The sequence below is a fragment of the Streptococcus sp. 2021WUSS109 genome, from assembly GCF_044427305.1.
Lineage (GTDB): Bacteria > Bacillota > Bacilli > Lactobacillales > Streptococcaceae > Streptococcus > Streptococcus suis.
In genome coordinates, this window is the sequence record NZ_JAOTGF010000003.1 from 84,284 (window position 1) to 105,543 (window position 21,260).

Genomic DNA, 21,260 nt, shown 5'->3' on the forward strand with positions numbered 1-21,260 from the left:
TAGGTGGTTACTCAATACATATGCCTTACTATAGTTTCTTTATTTTATTCTACAAAGAATTTGGTTTTTTAAACTCTGCAAACTTTGATGCAGAATCCTTGAGTAGCTGAGGTTTAAAGACATACAAAGAGACACCATACACTAAGATACCAAGTAATATCCTTATTACTAAATTTAGGTAGACTTGGCTAATAAAACCTCCAGACAGATAGATTGCCATAAACATAATAAGACTAGCTAGAAAATATTTTGGAACATCGCTACATAGACTTATAAAATCGATTTGTTTTTTTAAGCAATAAACTTCAATTATCATAATGGTAGCTTCTCCTACAACCGATGCGATAGCTGCTCCCACCGCTCCATAACTTGGAATTAATAAAACAGAGAGAATACCACTAGAAATTAATCCTCCTATGACTGCTATGCTTAAATATCTAGATTGTCCTGTAGCAACTAGGTATTGACTTCCTAAAACAGACGAATAGCCCATAAAAAGTAATTCCAATACCAGTACAGAGAGAACAATATTTATACCTTGGAACTCTGGCCCAAAAAATAAGTCAGAAAAAACATCACTTATCGAAATAATCCCTAATACCATAGGCACTATAATAATATTAACTACATCAAAAGTGAGTTTGGTTAATTGGGTTACCTTTTGACTATCCTTGTTTTTAAATGCATTTGCAACTTGTGGAAAAATCACCACGCTAATAGAGGACACGAGAGCAAGCAGGACCCTAACAATCCTATCCGCATTGTCAAAATAACCGGTTTGTTCCATAGTAGACAATGTCCCTAACAAAATTTTATTTAATGAGACAAATATGGTTGATGCTACTTGGGGTACGAAAAGAAAAAATACCGGAAGAAAATGCTCCCCATGTCTTAGGGTATCTAACGGGACCTTAACGATGTAGGACTTTAAATATGTCCACAAGGTTAAATTTCCTGCTAGTGTTGCCAGAACTGTTATTAGTACATAGCTATTCAAATCATTCTCAGTCTTCACAAACAGAAAAATCAATAACACGGATAGAGTTTTGACAAGAAAGTTTCTAACAACCGTCTTCTTGAAATCCTCCAGTCCACTAAACAACCAAGAAATATCAAAGGCTGTTGCAATTATTTGAATAGATTGAAGCATAAATATAAACTGATACTGTGGATAAAAATAGACAAATACAAGAAATACTCCGTAGACAATTGCGGAAACTAAAAATTTTAAAATAATGATTTCCCAAAATTTTTGGCTACGCTTGTTAATATCTTCGCGATAATAAGCTATGGTTCTATTCCCATAGATAGTTATTCCTAAATTGGCAAAAAGAACGAAATAACTCATTATAGTATTTGTATAGGAATTAATTCCAATCAATTCTGCCCCTAGAACTCTCGAGACATACGGAATCGTTAGGAAGGGAACTATCACCAAAAAAATTTGGTATAGGGAACTATATATATAATTTTTTATTGTTTTCATAGAAATAAATATACCTAAGTTGATTGATAGCAACTATCAAGGAGAAATATCCTGCAATAGCCATCTACATCTCTCTTTGGGAGGCTGCTTATCAAATGATGAAAATGAGGAATCGTAAATGAATTGACAATTTGATTTTGTCGTTTCTCTTCTTACTCGAATCAGATGAATTAATTTGAGATTATCTACTTGAAAACGAAGCATATGATTGAGATCAACATGCTTCGTCATTGTGTTTTTCAAAACCTCCCTCTTATCTACGATTCCCAAAATTCAATCCTAAAGAAACAAGTTTTACTTACATTGATTCTTCGAATAATTGATTTATTTTTGTTATCGCATTAGTCCAAGAAAACTCCTGAAGATCGGAAACTGCTTGATTAACAAGACGATATCGTAAGGCATCGTCCTCTATCAACCTCACTATATTATTCGCCAATTCCTCAGGATTATTTACTTCCGATAAAAGAGCATTCCTATCATGAACTGCATATTCATGAACACCTAGATAGTTTGTACTTGCAAAAGCACAGCCTGAAGCCATACTTTCTGCACCAGTCAAACCAAATCCCTCCTTTATGCTCGCACAAACAAAAATAGAAGCCTTATTATAGATTTGCTGTAACTGAATATCAGTTGCTCGATGCGTGTAGGTCATCCAATCTTCCAAAAAGTCTGGCTCAGCAGGCGTTCCAAATAAACTTAGTTTTATTTGAGGATATTTTTGTCGAGCTAATTTAATCGCTTCTAGAGCAACTGAGCATCCCTTATAGGGTGCTTTATGGTATAACATCCCAATCTCAAAAGGTGATCTTTCTTCGATTGCCTGATTTACCTTAAATATTTCCACATCAATCGGATTCTTTATCAGATAGGTATTCTTAGATTCTTTTGACACGAGATCATTTAACCAGTTCGAAACGGTAATATTTTTCATACCATATCTATAGGTAGCCAAAACCTCGTCATCACCACATTGCCAACTTTCAAAGTCTTGGATTAGGTAAAACTTTCTTCCTTTTGACAGAGGAAGATTTTTTACTATTTCTGCTGTTTCAACAGCTGTAGCAATAACAATATCAGCATCAGGAAAGTGTCTACCGTCAATGTAAGCTGTAGCTATTTTTTGAATATTTTTATGCAACTTGAACCAACGTGGATAAATACAATTATAGAGAGAACCAATAGCATTTTTTATAAAAATACTAGATGTGTACCTCGAATACTGGGTATGAGTTAAAAATACTATGCTCACTTGATGCCCATATTCCTGCAAACGATTAGCATATTCAAATGCAATCTTGTAACCACCTGATGGCTGCTTACTAATATTAGGCAGACAGAATACGATTTTCATAACTCTCCTTTATTCTTGTTTGAAAAAAATGATTCCTTTTTACTTGAAAAATGGTAAAAATATTAAATTTGGGGAAATTTGAAGATTGTATAAGAATTGAAATAAATATACAACACAGAAGCACAATGCTGCGACTTGTCGCGCCCTGATTTTAGGCATGAGTAATACATAGGCACCTAAACCATAGTTGATGATTAAAATATTTCTAAAAATCCTAGAAAAATTAAAATTAATCATTGTTATAGGAAATAGGAATGTTAGTATCAAATTAATCCAGAATATTTTTTCAACAACTTTTGAGTCAAACTCAGAAAGAAAGTTAAATTTTTTATTCTGGTTATGTAACAAATAAGATATATACAGGAAAACTATCTCAAAAAACCAAAAAACTAAAAATCCATTCCTTGTACCCTCATTCAAGTAATAGGTTGCTTTCTCGCGATTAAATCCAATAAAAATACTTGAAAATAGACCTAGAAGTTGACTTCGAAAGAGAACAGATACTAGTAACAACGAGACAAAAATGGCAACAAATAATTGTCTCATAAATTTAAAATTCGTTATCTTCTTATGCGCTAAGAGCAGAATAAAATAAATATAACTGATTGAATGAAAGAGGGAAGAAATCCATGTAGTTATGGCAAATTTGATTGTGCCATTTTTGTTATCAAGCATAAAATCAGTGAAACCGTATAGAAAGAGGGCGGCTGCAAAAAAGTTACGAAATTGAATAACATCAAAATTATAAGGAAAAACAAAATATAAGGCTAGCACCAAGTTTTTATTTGCTTTTATTTTTACGAGTACTAACCAAATCAACACATACGAAACAATTAATATTGTTGCTCGAAACTGTAAAAAAGTAAACTGATGGCTACGGAATAAATCCATTAAAAAACTATATCCAGTTTCTACACCACCTATCAGGCCTTGATATAACCAAAAATAGTTCTCCATGTCAGGCAAGTCAATTGTTGCAATCGCATTCCATACCATTGTTATTAATAGTAGGGCTGCAAGCACTGTAGATAACTTCAGTCTACCAAATTTTCCTCTATTGAATAGAACTAATTCATAATCCATATCTTTTTGACAAAAACCTACAAAAATATTTATCGCCCAAATCGTAACAATCCAAAGTAATTTAAGATTCATTTTGTCGCCTATAATAACTTTCAAGTGCTAAATTCAATTTTTTATCATTGCCCCAAATCGCTTTTGATTCATTTGGCCTTTCAGGGAACACTCCGTATTCTAACCTTATATTTAAATTATTCTCTTTTAAAAACGTCTCAATTCTATCTGACAATCTTTCTGGCTTGCCAGAGCAAATGTTGATTACGCCACAAACATCATCTTGAAGAACTACTTTAGACAATAGATCGCAAAACATGTCGTAATCTATAAAATCAAATTGATTTTGACCGGTTGTAAATGGAAATTTTTCTTTACCATCTTTTTCCGATTGAATGATTTTAGAAAAGATAGATGCACCATTATCGCTAGTACCAACTATGTAATAGCCTCGTAACCATTGATATTCCGTATTCTGCTCTGCGCACATTAACTTGGTTAATTGTCTCAACGTATCCTTCGATATTCCATATAGGGTTCTCGGATCTGTCGGTGTATCCTCATCAATACTTCCCTCATGGAAGCCAATCTCATGCATACTTCCAAGAACTGAAATTTTACGGACTCCACCTGTACACATTTTCAGCAAAAATTCATAATGTTTATGTAAATCCAAAATATGATTAATAGAATTATGAATAAAGCCATCTCTCCAGGCCATATGCACAATTACTTCTGGCTCCTCAAAATATTCGAATGGGTTAGCGATTTCGAATAGATTGCATTGATAAATTCTTGCCCTGCTATCAATATGCGTTGTTGCCATATCTGTAGCTATTACGGTAACTCCCATATCTAAAAGCTTCTTTACAACGCCGCTTCCTAAATAGCCATTTGCTCCAGTCACAAGCACTTTCATACTATCTCTCTCCCTCTATCAATGCCGCTTTTAGAGCCTCCAAATACCCATATTTATTTCTCTCATCTGGCTCTAAGTATCCACCTTCTGCCCATTCATTCCATGCAAAAATGAATAACATATCGTTCTGGTAATTCTCATTGACGTTCTTAATTTGTTCAGTCATGTAATGTTGGAATTTTTCAGGTGTTGATCCTAAGCATACTCTGCCACGATCTCCTCGACGAGGTGTATTATCCCAATCCACAAACATTCCTGCAACTGATTTCTCATCATCAGCTTTTCGATTGATGATTGACTGGCACAATTCATCATAGTCTTCAAAGCTTAACTTTTGTCTAGTTAGTTTACTAGACAGATTGGTCTTGGCTTTTTTATCAAATCCATATACAATATTTCTTATTTTTGTCTTTATCGGTAAAAGGTACTGAGACAGTCCTGCTGATTGCTTTTGAACATCATATCGGGCATAACCAGGTTGATATTCAACTCTGTACTTAAATCGACTCTCATCTTTATTATCCAACAAATAATAAGAAACTTGTTGGTAGGCAAAATCAATGCCAGAGAAACCTGCTTCAATTGCTAATTCATTCCAATAATCCAGCATCTCATTCAAACATTCAATAATCTCTGGACGATAAATTAGCAACATAGGCTTATTATTTTCAACTATGTAGTTTTTATCCTTGAAGAATTGTAATAGATACTCAAAATGTTGTTTCCATTCCTTCTCTCTTCCATAATGCTGGGCAATCAATGTTTTTTCATTCCCATCCGCTTTCCAAGCATTTGTCCAAGGCTCATTTGCCCAACAAATCATATATGGAAAATTAATATTAGGATTGTTCAACATCATTTCCATGGGCTTTTCTAATAGCATATGCCCATGGAACCAGTAGTGGTAAAAACAAAAGCCATATAAACCATATTTCTTTGCAAGTTCTACTTGCCATTCCATTGTCTTTTCGTCTAGTAAATTATAATAATTATTATCTAACGGAATTCTTGGTTGCAAATGACCATCAAACAATGGTGTTGCAGCCTTCATGTTTGTCCATTCTGTGAATCCTTCTCCCCACCATTCATCATTTTCAGGAATGGCGTGAAATTGTGGCAAATAAAATGCAATCAGTCTCATAATTACTCCTTTTCATTTGGTTTACTTGAAAATATCCTTCCATTGTTCAAGTATAGCTCTGTTGTCCCAATTTTCTACTTTTCTAGTTGCTCCCTGACCGAGTTTTTGCTTTTCATCACTGTTACTCATTATGTATTGGCAAATCTTCTCTGCAAAAAGTTCCTTGTCATAACAGGAAATTAAAAAGCCATTTTTACCATCATCAATAATATCTCTAGGACCACTAGGGCAATCAAATGAGATGCATGGGAGACCAAAAGACATAGCCTCTAACAAGACCATTCCAAATCCCTCCGTTCGAGATGTGAATACAAACAATGAACTAGCAGAATAATAGTCTGCAATTCGCGAGGTATGTGGTACCATTTCAACATTCTTTATATCGCTTGATGAAATAAAGCTTTGTAAATTATCTTCCTCTTCTCCGCTTCCAATAATCTGTAATTTCCACTCATTATTTGGTATCTTCTTATTGACAATCTGCCAAATTTCCAATAACATCATTTGTTGCTTATCTGATGTAAGACGGCCAACATTTATGATTGTTTTTTCTAGAAGCGAGTTGTTTTCAATCTTATCATAGGTTGTTAAATGTGGTATGTAAATAGCATTGTAACCTAGCTTTTTATATATTTCTGTATCCATTTTTGTAGGAACAGATATAAATGCTAATTTCGGATATAGATATTCTTTTATTTTTTTATAAATTGAGTTATAGGCATAATAAGAAGCATGCTCAGAGGCAACTAGTCTTTTTCTATACTTTTTACTAGCCAAATATACTTCCAAGCCATTTATTGGAAATGCTGTATAAACATAGTCAAAATCATTTGATTTGAAATATTTCTTCAAACCAATGATTGAGCGTATCATATTATAAGGGACATTCAATATTCTATGCAACTTCGAGTTCATATTTAATTCTAATTTCTCATTGATAGAATGAATCGAAATGGTCTTATTTAATCTATAAACTGACACTGGAGAATCTTTTACCAATATTGTTATTTGATAGTCCTCTGATAGTGCATTAGACAAATTTGCAATGACACGTTCGATGCCTCCATAATAGTTTAAACTATTAACATACATCAATATTTTTAATTTCATCTTTAGTAATCCCTACTTAGCCCCTGGTTACTTCTTAATGTAGAAACAAACCGCTGTCCTATTATCAACTTTACTTATTCACCTAATATGTCTAACTCATGGTTACGAACAAATGACCTTAGAATAAAGCAATGGCTTTTAACGCACAAGCCATCAACTTCTCATTGATAAAAGGATTCTTCGCACATATTTTAATTCCTTAAAAATTGTGATAGCAATATAGAACGGTAAACTTATTTTCCTTTGATCTAATAATTCTTTAAAGTTTAATCGATTTCCCTCTTGCATTCCCTTGATATTTCCAGATAAACCACTTCCACCAAAACCACGTTTTCCACGGTCGTAGTGCACATTCTGCTCCGGTAAATAATAGTAGCCATAGGAATGGCAAATTTTCAAAAAATACTGTCCGTCTTCTGCATAATGGCGAGACTCATCATAGCCACCGATTTCATCGAAGATTGACTTTTTGAATAGAACAGTCGATGTCTGTGGAAACATTTTTATACAAATATCTTGGATACTTGCTCTATGAAGAGTAATTATTTTTCGTCCTAATATACTAACTGGGAACGGTGTATGGTTACCACCAATAAAGTCGATAGCATCATTTTGTAAAATTTCAGCTACTTGTCTCTCTATTTTATTCTCAAACCATTCATCATCAGAGTCTAATAGAGCAATCCAGGTACCTGAAGCATTTTGCATCCCCACATTTCTAGCTCTGGACACTCCTGCATTTTCTTGATTTATTAGATGAATAGTAAGGTTTGGATAGTTTTGTGCATAACGTTCAACTTCCGCTACGGTTGCATCTACCGAGCCATCATTAACCACAATAATCTCATTGATATAGTCTAGGCGAGTTTGTAACCGAACGGACTCTAATGCTCTAGCTATCACCTTTTCTGCATTATAAGCAGGAATAATCACTGAGATAGATGCTTTCTCTATATTTTTTCCCAATCCCCTGTCTCCTCATTATATCTCTTGATAGCTTTGGCCGGAACACCTACTATCACTGAATAGTCTGGATAAGTCCCACGTACCACTGCATTTGTACCAACGATACATTGTTTTCCCAATACTGTACCTGCTTGAATTGAGGCACCAAAACCAATAAAACAATTGTCTCCAATCCGAGTTTTACTGTATTTTAATGGTTGCTCAAGAATTGGTTTACCTATCTCTTGATATTCATGATCAATATTTGTGATAAATACATTTCCCGAAATAGTTGTATTATTACCTATATATAATGATCCATTGGTTGAGGTAACATGAAAATTTTGTCCAATAGAACAATTGTCCCCTATCAAAATTTCTCCATTACTATGAGTTTCCATTCTGGCTCCTGGATAAATTCTCACTCGATTGCCAATGGAAACTCCCTTTAAACCATGGGTAGCCACTGTTGGTCCTAGATAAGAATTTTTTCCGACAGATTTAAAAAAAGGTTTTAAGAACACTAATCGCAAAAACCAAAAAACTTTTTTTATCATTTTTACTTACCTTTCCTTAGGTTATTTCAAGTACATTTAGTATCCAATCGTGTAAACTGTATTTAGTTCTTATCTTTTCATCTAGTGGAATATAAGGTTTGTCTATGAATTCTAAATCAATAACAGGGTCTTTCCTATCTAGAATCATTATATTATCTGGATTGAAAAAGTCATAATGAACAATATCTTTATTTGTCGTTATCAGTTTTTTCTCCAGACCGATCATTTCAATTGTCCTCATGGTCAGTCCATTTTGTTTTGAGCTTTCAATATCAACTACACACTTTGATTGAGAGTATATTTCATATAATTTTTCAAATGGTAATTGCTTGAATTCTACATCCTCCATCCGTACATATTTGAAATAGGGATTTTTGATTTTATTAAGGTAGTACACTAATTTGTGTGGGATGAAAAAATAAGAAAATACGTTACGTTGCTTATTTTCTAACTGATGTGTTAATGCTTTTACAATCTTTACCCGATCTTCATGGCCTGTTCCAATAAAGGACATATCATATTTATATTCTGTAACGCCTGTATCTTTTGGCAAATAATCCTCATAATAGAATAAAGGTAAAAAATCAATTGATTCTTTATGATTGAGGTAGTCTATCCTATCAAAAGTATAAACTTTATCATAATATTCCCACTTTGCACGAATAAATTTATTATTTACTAAGCTATCCCACATATAGAGAACCATTTTGGCAGTTGGAAAATAGGAACGCATCCTTTCCAAACTGTCTTTAGGGGTGTACTCTCCACGAATAACTAATATGTAGTCAAAGTTTTTTTCTCGAATTTTTGACAATTCGGCAGCATAGTAATCATTAATAATATTCTCGTAGAAACCCAAACCTAGTCTTCCTAGAGCCTTACCTAGAAAAGTATCCTTCGGTTTGTCATTAATATGGATAACCTCCGCACCCATATCTTCCATTTTTTCCTTCATACCTTTGGAATAACCAGGAAGTGCAATGAATAAGATTCTTTTCCCCTTTAATTTTTGTTCTATCATAATTCTGTATTTTTTATTGATTCCTCAAAGTCGATTACCTGATATTCAAAGTCATAACGACTCATCTCTTTTTCATAAACAAGATTTCCAAATACTTTCTTCACCGTATCTAATCCGAAAAATAGTCTAATAATTGGATTGAATAATTTGGTGAAATAGATTTTTTTATGATGTGCCACAGCAATCTTACCTACCAGGTCAGATGTGGTAACATATTCTGAATTTTGTGGAAAATAGACGCCTTCTATTTTTCTTTCAATAGCCTGTAGGATAAATTCACAAAGATTGTCAATATGTAGCATACTTCGAGAATTCAAAATTTTAGGAAAAACTGGTGTTTTCTGAGCCAACTTTGAAAGTTTAGGATAATTTCCCTTCGATCCTTTTCCATAAATCATCGGAGGACGAACGATAACAATTTTAAAGTCATCATTGGCTAAGCCTGACAGTTTTTTTTCTGCTTGCCACTTACTATCTCCATAAAAATCAGAAGGACTTGGAACTGTTTCTCTAGTAATAATCCTTTCTGAACTTGAACTATCACCATAGACGATGATGCTGCTCATAAAGATAAATTGTTGTACATTCGACAGTTTAGCTTTGGAGGCAACTTTATGGGTTAATTCTGTATTAACATCATAGTAAAGTTGTTTCTGACTTTCATCTTTTGAAAAATGTGCGATTCCAGCCACGTGAAACAAGGAGTCATAGCCTGAAAAATCAAACTCTTCCCAATTTGAATCTAATAAATCAAGGGTATCAATTTCAAAATTGCTATCCTTATTTTTTACGTATTCTTCAAACGAAGTTCCAATATATGAGTTTGCTCCTGTTATCAATACTCTTTTCATGACTTCCCTTTCTGCCCCGTTCCGCCTTCGACGACACCTTCACTTTTTGCTACACTAATAAACGTTCCAAAAAAACACTTAATATCAAGCAGAAGCCCCATATTCTCAACATAGTAGCCATCTAATTTTGACTTTTCATCAATCTCTAACTCATCACGGCCATTAATTTGAGCCCAACCAGTCAGACCTGGACGAATGTCATTTGCTCTATATTTATCTCGTTCCTCAATCAAATCGTATTGATTCCATAGGGCTGGACGTGGACCAACAATGGCCATTTCTCCTTTGAAAATATTGAATAGCTGAGGTAATTCATCGAGACTAGTCTTTCGTAGAAAAGCTCCTACTTTTGTAATCATCGCTGTAGGATCCTTCAAAAGATGGGTTGGCATATCGCTTGGAGCATCTACATACATAGAGCGGAATTTATAAATCATGAAGTGTTTTTTATTCTTACCAACTCGTTTTTGTTTAAATAGTACCGGACCTCTAGAATCTAATTTAATTGCCAATGCAATCAATAATAAGATTGGACTTAGAATAACAATAGCACTTCCTGAAATAATGATTGCTAAAATGCGCTTACAAATTGGATACATTTTCATCTCCATTTTTCATTTTATTCTTATCAACTCATTCACATCTATAAAAGCCGATAGTCTCCTAATAATGTAAAGCAAATTTACTAAATTTTAAATATCTTGGAACCGACTCTCCAATATTATATTCATTAAGTATTTCAACCATCCTAGAGCCTAAACATCGTTTAAACTCTAGGAAAGTAAAAATATTTTTTTACTTTCTTATTCTTGTTTAGCAAATTCAATCAACTTATCTTTTAATTCATTTCTATCTTTTTGGAGTAATCCATTGATAAATGAATTGACAATATCCGATTGTTTATTTGTAACGCGACCTACAAATATTTTTTCATAAATCTGTTCGCTGATACGTTCTTCTGTTGATAGTAATTCCTCGTAGAGTTTTTCCCCAGGACGAATACCTGATTCAACAATTCCAATTTCTTCCTCAGTATGACCACTCAGCAGAATAACTTTTCTTGCCAATTCCAAAATTTGTACAGGCTCACCCATATCCAAGACAAAGATTTCTCCGCCTTTTGCCAAATGTCCTGCTTGGATAACCAAACGACTGGCTTCTGGAATAGTCATGAAGTAACGAGTCATCCTAAAGTCAGTAACGGTAACTGGACCACCTTTTTTGATTTGTTCCTTAAATAGAGGAACAACACTTCCACGACTACCTAAAACATTTCCGAACCTTACTGCAGCAAATTGTGTTTGTCCTGTTTCATTTAAGCCAGTAACAATCATTTCTGCTACCCGTTTAGTCGCCCCCATAACATTTGGTGGATTGACTGCCTTATCGGTCGAAACCATTACAAATTTTTCAACCCTAGCTGCTTTAGCTGCTTCAGCCACATTCTTGGTTCCAAAAATATTATTCTTTACTGCTTCATGTGGATTATATTCCATTAAAGGAACATGCTTATGTGCTGCAGCATGATAAACAACATTAGGTTGATACTCAGACATTATACTAAAAATCAACTCTCTGTCTTGAATATCTGCGATGAGAGGGACGAACTCAATCTTACCTCGATATTTCTCTAGTAACTCTCGATGAATGAGGTAAATTGAATTTTCCCCATGTCCAAGCAACAACAATCGTTGAGGCGTAAACTTAGCAATTTGACGACATAACTCTGAACCAATCGAGCCTCCTGCTCCTGTGACAAGAATTGTTTTCCCTTTGAAAAACTGATTCAACTCATCCTGATCCAAAACAACCTCTGGTCGACCAAGAAGATCTGCTACGTCAATTTCCTGAAAGGCACTAACAGACATGTTTCCCGCCATAATATCTTCAATACTAGGCATATTATTGACAGTCACTCCTGTAGTATTACAGATTTCAACAATCTTCTCTCGCTCCTTACCATTTAAGGAAGGGATAGCAATCGTTACTTGATCAACTGCCAATTCTTCTACTAAGCGTGGAATATCATTGCGATTTCCTAAAACTTTGGTGTTACGGATAAATGTTCCAAGTTTATTTGGATCACGATCGACTATGCCGACAATTTCAAAATTCAATTTTCGATCTTCGACGGTATTGATAAAAATATTTCCACCATCTCCAGCACCTACCACCAAAATTCGCAGTGAGCTATCCGTCTTACGAATAGCATTTTTTCGTGTCTCATGCAAGACTTTCCAAACAATCCTTGGGGTAATGAGCAATACATATGACAAAAATAAGGATACTAAGATGAAGCGATAACTAAAACTCTGCCATAAAATCGTTGAGATAATTAAAAATAATGAATAAGTAGATATCAAGCTCAACCCTATTTTTACATAACTCTGATAACCGGTATACCTCGTAATTAACGAAAAAATCTTTAATCTAACTGAAATAATCAGATAGAATATCAATACAAATAAAACTGCAAGAATGAAACGTTTATCTGGGATGTCAATAATAATATCCAAGAACAGTCTACTCAAATTCATGGAAACTACAATGAGAAAAGTATCCATGCATATAAGTATCAATCTTTTGCTATTACGCTCTAACAGTTTATCGGTAACAGTTCCTAAATCCATTTTTTTCTCCAAAATCTAGAGTAACCAGCTTAAATCACCTGGTTTTTTAATAACATAAGAGGGTTCTTTTTCAATAAAGCTTTTGCTCTATCTTCCCCAAATTCCTCTGTTATTGACTTATAAGCCTCTCTCATAAACGGAGGTCTATTTGATAAATTATGCATATCACTAGCCACACAGTGCACCAAATCCTGCTCTAAAAAGTACCGTGCCCGTTTCTTAAACTCTTTTGCTCGGTCACCAATTAAACTTGGTTTTAACACATGGCTGCTATTAATTTGAGTATAACACCCCTTGTCGATTAACTCTTCTACTCGCTCTGACTGAAATGCCAGAGCATCATAACGCTCTATATGGGCAAGTAGTGGAGTCAGTCCAAGTAACATTACTTCATTCACAGCCTCTTGGATTTCTTTCCAAGGAGTATTCTTACTAAATTCTAGGAGAATATAGCGCGTTCCATTAAGAGTTGGAACTTCCTTTTTTTCGAGTTTACGTAGTATATCCTTATTATAGTAAAGTTCCGCTCCATAACATAAAGTCATTTCTGGATAAGCTACTTTAACTCTCTCTTTTACTTGAACAAAATTAGTCATAATAATTTTCTCAGGAGTTTCAAACATCCCTTTTCGTCTATGAGAAGTAGCAACTATGAAGCGAACCCCCTGACGATAAGCTTCTCCTATCAAATCTAGACTCTCTTCAATTGTCTTTGGACCATCATCCACACCAAATATAATATGCGAATGAACATCAATCATACTAACACCTACTTAATCAAAGCTCATATAATAAAAATCAAGCTTTTTTACCGTAATTTCCATAGTTACCATAATTTCCATAATCACCATATTTCTCAGTTGCAATATCATACTTGTTCAAGATAACGCCTAAGAACGGTGTTCCTGTTTGCTCCAACTGTTCCTTTACTTTTTTCACGGCTGAACGTTTAACATGTCCTGCCTCTGCTACTAAGACCATTGCATCACACTTCTGAGCAATAATTGCAGCATCAATTACCATCCCTAGAGGTGGACAATCTACAACCACATAGTCAAAATACCGACGAAGAGTAGCTAATAAGTTCTCAAAATTCTTACTTTGTAGAAGGGCAGTTGGGTTTGGTGATATTTTACCAGACTCGATAACTGTTAAATTCGGAATATTTGTTTCACATAGCCCTCGAGATAAATCAGTAGTTCCTGCTAAATAATCAGTTAAACCAGTAATTTTCGTAATTGGCTTAAAGAAACCTGACATCACTGAGTTTCGAATATCGGCATCAACCAGGACTGTCTTGTAGCCAGAACGAGCATAGGCAATAGCAAGACTAGCTGCTGTTGTACTCTTTCCTTCATTTGATTGGACAGAAGTTATACCAACCACTTTAATATCTTCCCCACTGAGTTGAATATTCGTACGGATAGCGTTAAAATATTCTTCCGTCTTATTTACTAATTCTTTCTTCGTACGTGCAATTTCTAATGTCGCCATATTTTTCTCCTATTTCAATTTCTTCGAATCTGGCACTACACCTAGCAATGTCAATCCCATTACCTCTTCGATATCCTGAGGACGTTTTACACGGTCATCTAAAATTTCCATAACCAACACGAGACCTGTTGCCAAGACACTGCCGGCTAATAAACCAAGCAAGATATTGCGTTTGGTATTAGGAGTTGATGGCTCCTCTGCTGGGACAGCCTCCTCGAGTGTTGTAACATCGCTCACTTTTGTAACTTCGATGATTTTTTGTGCCGCAAAACTACGGAGGCTATTTGCGATGCGAGCAGCCTCATTCGGGTTCGAATCACGCACGGAGATAGAAACAATACGAGTATCAACAGGAATAGAAACCGAAACCTTTTCTTTTAGGTTCCCATTCAAATTCAACTCTGTAGCCACCTGTGTCAGTACATCTTGTGATAGGATGATTTCCTTATAGTCTTTTACCAAATAAGACCCAGCTTGTAAATCCTGATTTGTCAATCCCGCGCCAGCTTCAGCATGTTGCCCAACTACATAGATACGAGTTGTCGAATCATATTGCGGCGTTACCAAAAAACTACTATAAGCAAAAGCTAACCCTGCACCTAATAGTCCCAGCAGAAGGATAATGATTTTTTTTCTCCAAATCGTTTTCAGTAAGAGTAAAATATCAATTTCGATTGTATTCATTTCTTGATTATTCATGTTTTCTCCCTATTTTTTAATTTCCATCCAATACTGACTGAATAGCAGCCTTTGTTTGTTCCAAACTTTCTTGGTTTATTTCCAACATATAAAGTTGTGAATCCGGCATGGCATAAGAAGGCAAGTCTGTTCGACCATTTCCAACTAGCGCTTGTGACTCCACTGTAAATTGTGTGCCAGCTTCTAATTGCGTATTAACTAAGCCTATAATTGTTTCAATACTTAGATCCGTTTGAATAGATCCTTCTAAACTATTTAAAATAGCTTGATAATTACGTAAATTCTCTGGTGAGCTCAATTTTTTTATAAGTGCTGCAATGACTTTTTCTTGGTTTTTACCACGGTCATTATCACCATTAGCCAACGAATACCGCTCACGAACAAAGATTAGCGCTTGCTCTGCATTTAAGTGTACTGTTCCCACTGGGAAAGTGTGTTCACCACTTGTGAACTCTTGGGTGTTTTCTACATCGATACCTCCAACCAAATCAATCAACTGTAGGAAGGATGTAAAGTTGAGACGGATATAATTACTGATATTGATACCATAAAGATTTTCCAAGGTATGCACAGAGGCATTGACACCATAAATACCAGCATGAGTTAATTTGTCGTATTGATTTTGCCCACCATCTGCGATAGCAACATAAGAATCTCGTGGAGTAGTTGTCAATAAAATCTTATGTGTAGCACGATTAATAGTCATAATAATATTAACATCTGAACGCGAAACAGACGAAATTGGGCCATATGTATCAATGCCGCTAATATAGATATTAAAACTGTCTCCACTCACCTGCTTAGTAGCTGTATCAACAGTCTGAGTCACTTTGAAACTATATATTTTCCTCACTTTTGAAGAGAAGTCTGGATCCTCATTTTCTAAAATATTGGTAAAAACTCCATTGAAAATCATTGCTTGACTCTCACCATTTAGCATAGCTTGGTAGGCTGTTAGATAAGAGGTCGTCGGACTTGTAGTTAATTGAGTAGACTCCATTTTGGAAATATCATTTAATAAAGCAGTGATGTTGTCTTGATCGTATTCAGCCGGAGCAAGTACATTAGTGACCTGTTGAACATCTGTAATATCACTATTTGCTGGGACGAGGATGCTCATTTCATATTCTGAAAATGTCGAATTTGAATTTAGTCGTGTCGAAAACTTAACAACTTCTTGCATTCCATAGATTCCGACAGAAGTGATGACCAGTGAAAAAATAAGTACGAGTGCTGTAAATATGCGTGCTTTCTTACGCCACATCAACAAGCCAGTCAATACTGCAACCCCTATCAACAGGATTGTTACAATATAGTTCAAATACCGAAAATCTAGGATGTTATAGCGATACATAGTCACTAAGAACAGACATAGAATAATGGCATATAACACCCAAAGCGCAAAATTTACCGACTTAAGCTTAGACGATTTTCTCCGTCCGCTTCTCTTTTTCATAAACAACCTTCCTTTTTACTTATAACTTACCCATTATACCATAGAAATCAAGATTTTTCTAGATACGCTTGACATCAGAAAACGTTATCTTGTTCATAATTTCACATTTTGATTGATCGTATGAAGGTAAGTTGGTTTGCCGTTGATTCGGAAGCACAATATTCAAAGCCATCCACCTTAAAATCTTGAATGTCCGATAATTTCTGAATATTGTTCTTAGCCAACCAGGACAGCAATCTTCCTCTGCCTTTTTTTGATATAGTTGAGTGAACTTTTAGCTGACCTGCTTTTTCTTCCATGAAAAGAATTTTAACTAATCTTTTCTGAATCTGTGGAGAAAACACCTGCTCAAATTCTGACGAAGCCAGTGAGAGAATCAGTTCATCATCACCAACTTCTTGGTCATAATACGGTCGCCAGTACTGTTTCAAAGACTGATTGCCTATCTTTAAGCTCCCTTGAAAATCTAAGCGGTGAGGTGAAATGAATTCAAAAGGATGAATCAATCCGTATAAGGCTGTCGCTACACGAACATGGTCACGTAGGTATTTTTCTTCTTTCGAATCTATATCTCGCCTATCCATATAACGATACATGAGACCATCATATAACTGCCAGGCTGGATAGGTTTTTGCTTGACCTGTCCTGATTCGATACCAACGGTCAGCTTCTAACTCAGCCTTTACTTCATTCAACTTATAGAAGGCAGCCAGCTTTTTTACATCAAATTGACTTATGGCAGCCAGCACTGGCTTGCTTCGATCAGACAAGGGATAAAACGAGGCATTCTCTAGATTTGTATTTACTTCTTTTGCATTAGGTATAATTATTTTCATCACTTAATTATACCATATAGTAGCTTAATTCCTGAACCTGAACCTCAACCCCATCATTCATATATTGTCTTTCTGCAACTTTTCCTATATACTAGCTAGTAACATAGTCTATAAAAAAGGGGGCCTAGATGAAAAAATATCAAGTTATCATCCAAGATATTTTGGCTGGAATAGAGGAACATCGATTCAAACGTGGAGAGAAATTACCTTCTATCCGTCAACTCAGCGAGCAATATCATTGTAGCAAAGACACTGTCCAAAAGGCTATGTTGGAATTAAAATACCAAAATAAGATCTACGCTGTCGAAAAAAGCGGTTATTATATCTTAGAAGATAGAGATTTCCAAGACCATACTGTAGAGCTCAATCCTGCAGACTTTCAAGAATTACCCTATGAAGATTTTCGGATTTGTCTAAACGAAAGTCTTATTGGCCGGGAAAATTACCTATTCAACTACTATCACCAGCAAGAGGGATTGGCAGAATTGATTTCCTCCGTTCAAAGTCTGTTAATGGACTATCATGTCTATACAAAAAAAGACCAGCTGGTTATCACAGCTGGTAGTCAACAAGCTCTATATATTCTCACACAAATGGAAACCTTGGCTGGAAAAACGGAAATCTTGATAGAGAACCCTACCTATTCACGAATGATAGAGCTCATTCGACATCAAGGAATCCCCTATCAAACAATTGAACGGGATTTAGATGGAATTGACCTAGAAGAATTGGAAAGTATCTTCCAAACTGGAAAAATTAAGTTTTTCTACACAATTCCTCGCTTGCACAACCCTCTCGGTTCAACTTATGATATAGCAACAAAAACAGCCATCGTAAAATTAGCAAAGCAATACGATGTCTACATCATTGAGGATGACTATTTAGCAGATTTCGACTCTAGTCATAGCCTACCTTTACACTATCTTGATACAGATAATCATGTCATCTATATAAAATCTTTTACACCGACACTCTTTCCTGCCCTCCGAATCGGTGCAATCAGCCTTCCTAATCAGCTACGTGATACCTTCATCAAACATAAGAGTCTAATCGACTACGATACCAATCTTATTATGCAAAAAGCTCTCTCGCTCTATATTGATAACGGTATGTTTGCACGGAACACACAGCATCTTCATCATATTTATCACGCTCAGTGGAATAAAATAAAAGATTGTTTAGAGAAATACGCTTTGAACATCCCGTATCAAATTTCCAAAGGGAGCGTGACCTTTCAGCTAAGCAAGGGGATTCTTTCTCCTAGCATCCAACACAAGTTTGGAAAATGTTATTATTTCAGCGGACAGAAAGCTGATTTCTTACAGATCTTCTTTGAACAAGATTTTGCAGATAAACTGGAGCAATTCATAAGATATTTGAATGAATGAAATTTAATAACCTCATACAAACAATCCCCCTCGAACTTAAAAGACGAGGGGGATTATTCTATAGTGGAAATTACATCCCAAAATTGTTACTCTGTGAATCACGCTTTCACTTCATAGCCCATCAAAAGTCCACCTTCTTCAGCATAAAAACTGCATAGCCCTGATGTTGCAACTTCATCAATAACAGCCGTTGGAAAACTTGCTTTTACCAACTCTGAGAATTGTTGGAAGAACTTAGCATTGTTGCGGTGGGCCATGACAATTCGACCACCATCATAACCTGCTTTTTTCATTTCTTCAAAGGCTGCTGTCACAGATTTCTTATGACCACGCGCCTTTTGAAGCAACTCTAATTTTCCTTCAGCGCTTGCCTCACCAACCATACGGATATTGAGAAGACCAACGACAGTGCCTACCAATTTGCTCAGTCTTCCATTCTTAACAAGATTATCAACCTTCGCTAAAACAAAGAGGAGCTTACTGTGTTCCCGATAGTGAGTTATCGCTTCTACTACTTGTGGAAAATCTAGTCCTGCACCAATTAAGCGATTGATTTCGTCAACAAGTAAATCCATTTCCCCACTGGCTGACAAACTATCTATCAAATGGATATTGACATTCGGATGCTCTTCGATATACATATCCCTAGCTACTCGTGCCGCATTAAAACTACCTGATAGCCCTCCTGTAATCGTCACAACGATAATGTTCTCAGCTCCCTCAAAAGCTGCCTGATAAGCCTGCGGACTTGGGCACGCAGACCCCGCTGCAGACTTAGATGCTTCCATCACCTCCATCATGTGATCAATATCCAAGCTTGCATCATCAACAAATGCTTGTTCTCCAACTTGGATGGTAAGTGGCACACTAATAAATTCAGTGTCCGGAGCTAGATTAGCTAATTGACGATAGTCGCAGCCCGAATCTGCAACGATTTTCCATTTTGTCATAATATTCTCATTTCCAATTTTACTTTTTTATTTGACAATAAATCTCTATTTACTTACAATTATATCATTAAACTACCCTATCTGAAAGCATTTTCTTTCAGATGTGACACTCGGAAAAGGAAAACTATGGCAGGTCGTAAAATTTCACCCCAATCTTTGAAAAACCTCTATCAATCAAATAAAGAAGCAAATCAACTGACTAAGGAATCAATAGAAACTGCTCTGCTATTTCTCCTAGAGAAAAAGGAGCTCAAGCAAATTTCGGTATCTGAATTGGTCCGAAAAGCTGGTGTGTCACGCAATGCCTTCTACCGCAATTACAAGTCCAAGGAAGAAATCCTTGAAGACTACTACGAACGGACTTCTAGCAACCTTAAAAAGAAATGGCATGATTTGCAGGACAAGGTTCAAAAGGACGGCGTCAAGCAAAGCTTTGCAGATTTTGTCCAGGAACAAAAACGCAAGGCAGAGCAAAGCAAGGCCCTGTCCAACGTCAGTCAATGGATCAAGGAAAAAACAAAACGGGATTAAAAGTCCCGTTTTTTGCTGTCTTCTATTTTTTGCCTAATTTTCTAGTCTTTTTGAGGGCGGCGGCGACTGCCTTGATAATGGCGTAACGGAAGCCTTCTTTTTCAAGAGCTACCACGCCTGCGATAGTCGAGCCGCCTGGCGACGTCACTTCCTGTCTCAGCTGGGCTGGGTGCTTGTCGCTGGTTAAGACCATCTGAGCAGTTCCTGCTAGGGTTTGGGCCGCCAAAACCTTGGCATCTTGAGCTGTGAGCCCGTTTTGCACACCGGCATCGGTCAAAGCCTCAATCATCTGATAGACAAAGGCTGGTCCGCAACCTGCGATAGCCGTTGCTGCGTCGATCAGGCTCTCTGGCACCTGCTGGACCTTGCCTGATTTTTCTAGGATTTGTTCCAATAGCGGAGCGAGCTCTTGATTGACCAAGCTATAGGTTGTCATGCCTTGGCCGATAGCGACTGGTGTGTTGGGCATGATACGGATGACTTTATCTGCCGACACAAATGCTGCCAGGCTGTCAAGGGGCACTCCTGCTGCCATGGAAATCCAGATAGCTGATGGATTCTGGCTAATCTGGTCCTGCAAGCCTGACAAGACTGTCTGAATCAGGTGAGGCTTGACCCCAAGGAAAATAATCTCGGCCTGCTCTGCTATTTGTCCATTAGAAAAAAGCTGACCGCCTACCTTCTCTTGAAGAGCCTGGGCTTTTTCTGGGTTGTGGTTGCTGAGGAGGAGCTGGGTATCTGGCTGCTGGCTGACCGCTTGGGCCAGAGCCGCTCCCATATTGCCCAGTCCGATAAATCCAATCTTCATCTTGTCC

At 36.2% G+C, this 21,260-nt stretch carries 21 protein-coding genes; 2 read left to right on the forward strand and 19 right to left on the reverse strand.

Going from position 1 to position 21,260, the window contains the following annotated elements; all coding sequences use genetic code 11:
- Window positions 1-49 precede the first annotated feature (49 nt).
- The 17 genes from ODU37_RS01950 to yaaA all read right to left on the reverse strand — a co-directional run bounded on the left by ODU37_RS01950 (window position 50) and on the right by yaaA (window position 17,576).
- Window positions 50-1,486, reverse strand: coding sequence for a flippase (locus tag ODU37_RS01950; RefSeq protein WP_248026118.1), 1,437 nt, complete (start codon window positions 1,484-1,486; stop codon window positions 50-52).
- A gap of 298 nt (window positions 1,487-1,784) precedes the next feature.
- Window positions 1,785-2,843 (reverse strand): glycosyltransferase family 4 protein, encoded by a 1,059-nt coding sequence (locus tag ODU37_RS01955; RefSeq protein ID WP_248026116.1) that lies wholly within the window; start codon window positions 2,841-2,843, stop codon window positions 1,785-1,787.
- A 39-nt stretch (window positions 2,844-2,882) separates the two neighbouring features.
- Window positions 2,883-3,998 (reverse strand): EpsG family protein, encoded by a 1,116-nt coding sequence (locus tag ODU37_RS01960; protein WP_248026114.1) that lies wholly within the window; start codon window positions 3,996-3,998, stop codon window positions 2,883-2,885.
- Window positions 3,988-4,836: an NAD(P)-dependent oxidoreductase gene (locus ODU37_RS01965; RefSeq protein ID WP_248026112.1), complete on the reverse strand. Its 849-nt coding sequence runs from the start codon at window positions 4,834-4,836 to the stop codon at window positions 3,988-3,990. The genes ODU37_RS01960 and ODU37_RS01965 overlap by 11 nt, the downstream gene beginning before the upstream one ends.
- Window position 4,837: 1 nt before the next feature.
- On the reverse strand, window positions 4,838-5,977 hold the full coding sequence (locus ODU37_RS01970) for a glycoside hydrolase family 99-like domain-containing protein (protein ID WP_248026110.1): 1,140 nt from the start codon (window positions 5,975-5,977) through the stop codon (window positions 4,838-4,840).
- 21 nt (window positions 5,978-5,998) lie between these two features.
- On the reverse strand, window positions 5,999-7,087 hold the full coding sequence (locus ODU37_RS01975; RefSeq protein ID WP_248026108.1) for a glycosyltransferase family 4 protein: 1,089 nt from the start codon (window positions 7,085-7,087) through the stop codon (window positions 5,999-6,001).
- Window positions 7,088-7,240: 153 nt separating this feature from the next.
- Window positions 7,241-8,053: a glycosyltransferase family A protein gene (locus ODU37_RS01980; RefSeq protein WP_172055330.1), complete on the reverse strand. Its 813-nt coding sequence runs from the start codon at window positions 8,051-8,053 to the stop codon at window positions 7,241-7,243.
- Window positions 8,038-8,589, reverse strand: coding sequence for a DapH/DapD/GlmU-related protein (locus ODU37_RS01985; protein WP_172055328.1), 552 nt, complete (start codon window positions 8,587-8,589; stop codon window positions 8,038-8,040). The genes ODU37_RS01980 and ODU37_RS01985 overlap by 16 nt, the downstream gene beginning before the upstream one ends.
- A 16-nt stretch (window positions 8,590-8,605) precedes the next feature.
- Complete coding sequence (locus ODU37_RS01990) at window positions 8,606-9,610, reverse strand: hypothetical protein (RefSeq protein WP_172055326.1); 1,005 nt, start codon at window positions 9,608-9,610, stop codon at window positions 8,606-8,608.
- Window positions 9,607-10,461, reverse strand: a complete 855-nt coding sequence (locus ODU37_RS01995) for an NAD-dependent epimerase/dehydratase family protein (RefSeq protein WP_105140340.1) — start codon at window positions 10,459-10,461, stop codon at window positions 9,607-9,609. The genes ODU37_RS01990 and ODU37_RS01995 overlap by 4 nt, the downstream gene beginning before the upstream one ends.
- Window positions 10,458-11,060: a sugar transferase gene (locus ODU37_RS02000; protein WP_105139283.1), complete on the reverse strand. Its 603-nt coding sequence runs from the start codon at window positions 11,058-11,060 to the stop codon at window positions 10,458-10,460. The genes ODU37_RS01995 and ODU37_RS02000 overlap by 4 nt, the downstream gene beginning before the upstream one ends.
- A gap of 204 nt (window positions 11,061-11,264) precedes the next feature.
- A complete protein-coding gene (locus tag ODU37_RS02005; RefSeq protein ID WP_172055324.1) occupies window positions 11,265-13,091 on the reverse strand; it encodes a nucleoside-diphosphate sugar epimerase/dehydratase in 1,827 nt (608 codons plus the stop codon).
- Between the two features lie 29 nt (window positions 13,092-13,120).
- Complete coding sequence (gene cps4B, locus ODU37_RS02010; RefSeq protein WP_172062406.1) at window positions 13,121-13,852, reverse strand: capsular polysaccharide biosynthesis protein Cps4B; 732 nt, start codon at window positions 13,850-13,852, stop codon at window positions 13,121-13,123.
- A gap of 37 nt (window positions 13,853-13,889) precedes the next feature.
- Window positions 13,890-14,585 carry a tyrosine-protein kinase gene (locus ODU37_RS02015; RefSeq protein WP_172055320.1) on the reverse strand — a complete coding sequence of 232 codons (696 nt, stop codon included), beginning with the start codon at window positions 14,583-14,585 and terminating at the stop codon, window positions 13,890-13,892.
- A gap of 9 nt (window positions 14,586-14,594) precedes the next feature.
- Window positions 14,595-15,284 (reverse strand): YveK family protein, encoded by a 690-nt coding sequence (locus tag ODU37_RS02020; RefSeq protein ID WP_024393626.1) that lies wholly within the window; start codon window positions 15,282-15,284, stop codon window positions 14,595-14,597.
- 16 nt (window positions 15,285-15,300) lie between these two features.
- The gene (locus ODU37_RS02025) at window positions 15,301-16,740 is read right to left on the reverse strand and encodes an LCP family protein (protein WP_398580410.1); all 1,440 of its coding nucleotides are present in this window, start codon (window positions 16,738-16,740) and stop codon (window positions 15,301-15,303) included.
- Window positions 16,741-16,841: 101 nt separating this feature from the next.
- Window positions 16,842-17,576, reverse strand: coding sequence for a peroxide stress protein YaaA (gene yaaA, locus ODU37_RS02030; protein WP_105242704.1), 735 nt, complete (start codon window positions 17,574-17,576; stop codon window positions 16,842-16,844).
- Window positions 17,577-17,704: 128 nt separating this feature from the next.
- Between yaaA and ODU37_RS02035 the strand changes: the two genes are divergently transcribed.
- Entirely contained in the window at window positions 17,705-18,964 is a 1,260-nt protein-coding gene (locus tag ODU37_RS02035) for a PLP-dependent aminotransferase family protein (protein ID WP_105242705.1), read from the forward strand.
- Between the two features lie 98 nt (window positions 18,965-19,062).
- Here the strand turns inward: ODU37_RS02035 and ODU37_RS02040 are convergent, their stop codons facing one another.
- Complete coding sequence (locus ODU37_RS02040) at window positions 19,063-19,914, reverse strand: DegV family protein (RefSeq protein WP_014636868.1); 852 nt, start codon at window positions 19,912-19,914, stop codon at window positions 19,063-19,065.
- 126 nt (window positions 19,915-20,040) lie between these two features.
- Here ODU37_RS02040 and ODU37_RS02045 point away from each other — a divergent pair, with 126 nt between their 5' ends.
- Window positions 20,041-20,445, forward strand: coding sequence for a TetR/AcrR family transcriptional regulator (locus ODU37_RS02045; protein WP_011922106.1), 405 nt, complete (start codon window positions 20,041-20,043; stop codon window positions 20,443-20,445).
- A 22-nt stretch (window positions 20,446-20,467) separates the two neighbouring features.
- Here ODU37_RS02045 and proC read toward each other — a convergent pair whose 3' ends face one another.
- On the reverse strand, window positions 20,468-21,253 hold the full coding sequence (gene proC / locus ODU37_RS02050) for a pyrroline-5-carboxylate reductase (protein WP_105242706.1): 786 nt from the start codon (window positions 21,251-21,253) through the stop codon (window positions 20,468-20,470).
- Window positions 21,254-21,260 lie beyond the last annotated feature (7 nt).